This is a genomic window from Escherichia sp. TW14182, assembly GCF_000208525.1.
GTDB classification, from domain to species: Bacteria; Pseudomonadota; Gammaproteobacteria; order Enterobacterales; family Enterobacteriaceae; genus Escherichia; species Escherichia ruysiae.
Genome location: NZ_AEJZ01000452.1, coordinates 1 through 1,749 on the forward strand (window position 1 = coordinate 1; position 1,749 = coordinate 1,749).

The following is a 1,749-nucleotide window of genomic DNA, read 5'->3' on the forward strand; positions in this document are numbered from 1 at the left end:
ATCAGTAAACAGAGAGGTTCGAAGTGAGCGTAATTCACTCTCAGGCACTGCGTGAAGCGGCAGAGCAGGCAATGCCTGACAACTGGGGATTTGACGCGGACCTTTTCCATGAGCTGGTAACACCATCGATTGTGCTGACACTGCTGGATGAACGGGAAAGAAACCAGCAATACATCAAACGCCGCGACCAGGAGAACGAGGATATTGCGCTAACGGTAGGGAAGCTGCGTGTTGAGCTGGAAGGCAAAGACAGGCGCATTACTGAGGTGACAATGTGGATTAAGCGACTGAGTTCCTCTCTCAAAAACGCCAAACCAGACAGCAAGTTGCCGGATGACGCCATGATCTGGCTAAATAATGAAGGACTTACCAGTATAGAGGATATTTTACGATGAGCACTTTTACCAAAGAATGGCTACAAAATACGATTACCAGTATTGAGTCAGCACGAGATGAAATGCCATTCGGACTCGACAACGATCAAGCACACATGCTTACAGCATTTAAAATCGCTCTCGCCTCACTGGAACGCGAACAGATTCGCCACGAGCATGCCAAATGGTCTGACTCCACATTTGGCTGCGTTGGCCCCATTGGTCCACTGAAACACCTCTCAAAAGAGGCACTGGAAGCCGCAGCCGAACCTGACGATCTCAGCGAGTGGGCTGATATGCAGTTCCTGTTGTGGGATGCACAGCGCCGTGCTGGTATCAGTGATGCTGAAATTACCGCTGCTATGGAAAATAAATTGAAGATCAACATGGAACGCCAGTGGCCTGAACCAAAAGATGGTGAGCCTCGCTTGCACATTAAAGAACGCGGCAACTCTCCGGTAACTCCGGATGGTTGGATAAGCTGTAGTGAGCAGATGCCTGAAATCGGCGAACTAAATTGGAGAACTGGTTTTCCTTTGCTGGTTACGTGTGAGATCGGCGTTATACCAGCTTATTACGGTTTTGTGAGCGTTAATGGGGGTAAGCATTATGGTTTTATGGAAAGTTTTAAATACGGAGACGATCGCGGCGGCCATCCTCAAACTAATGAATATGGCTTAATTAGTAATGCCACACACTGGATGCCTCTACCAGAACCGCCTCGATTAAAGGAGCTATAATAGTGAACTATTATATCTATTTGTATTAAAAGAGTTTTTATAAAATAAATCTTCCAAAGCATGTAAAAACACTGTTAATCTTAACGTGTGTGAAACGTGAAGAGAGGTGTTGAAATGAGCATTCATGATTTGTGTGAAGATCAAGAGCAATGGGCTATGCAGACCCTTATGGGATCAGGAGTTCTTGCAAGGTGCAGAATCCATAACGATGTAATTTTAGACAGCGGAAATGATGCTTCTTCTGCTTATAAATTAGGAACTTACCTATATCAAAAAGATAATAGCTGCAACTTATTCAATACTCTTACTGAAGCCCGCGACGCAATAAAGGATGCATATGAATCGTATTGTGGGATCGATGATTGCCCACAATGCTCAAAATACATTGACGATTAATAATATGAACAAGTAACTATCCTCGCACTCGCGGGGATTTCTTTTATCTGAACTCGCTACGGCGAGTTTTGTTTTATGGCGATGATAAATGCACTTCCGAGTTACAGGTGAATGGAATGGAGAGCAATTCAACAGAGTTATCGAAGCGGAGAACATCAACGACTGCTATGACCACTGGATGATATGGGCGCAGATAGCACATGCAGACATAACCAATATTCGAATTGAAGAACTGAAAG

At 44.6% G+C, this 1,749-nt stretch carries 3 protein-coding genes and 1 pseudogene; all 4 read left to right on the plus strand.

Features of this window, described 5'->3' with window-relative positions; all coding sequences use genetic code 11:
• Window positions 1-71: 71 nt before the first annotated feature.
• A pseudogene (locus tag EQY_RS27120) lies at window positions 72-266 on the plus strand (ead/Ea22-like family protein); the annotation flags it as partial.
• A 125-nt stretch (window positions 267-391) separates the two neighbouring features.
• Window positions 392-1,114 carry a dATP/dGTP pyrophosphohydrolase domain-containing protein gene (locus EQY_RS0123085; RefSeq protein WP_000103022.1) on the plus strand — a complete coding sequence of 241 codons (723 nt, stop codon included), beginning with the start codon at window positions 392-394 and terminating at the stop codon, window positions 1,112-1,114.
• A 114-nt stretch (window positions 1,115-1,228) separates the two neighbouring features.
• Complete coding sequence (locus tag EQY_RS0123090; RefSeq protein WP_000022062.1) at window positions 1,229-1,510, plus strand: Ea8.5 family phage-derived protein; 282 nt, start codon at window positions 1,229-1,231, stop codon at window positions 1,508-1,510.
• An 88-nt stretch (window positions 1,511-1,598) separates the two neighbouring features.
• A partial coding sequence (locus EQY_RS0123095; protein WP_000545748.1) for a hypothetical protein occupies window positions 1,599-1,749 on the plus strand: 151 nt, incomplete at its 3' end.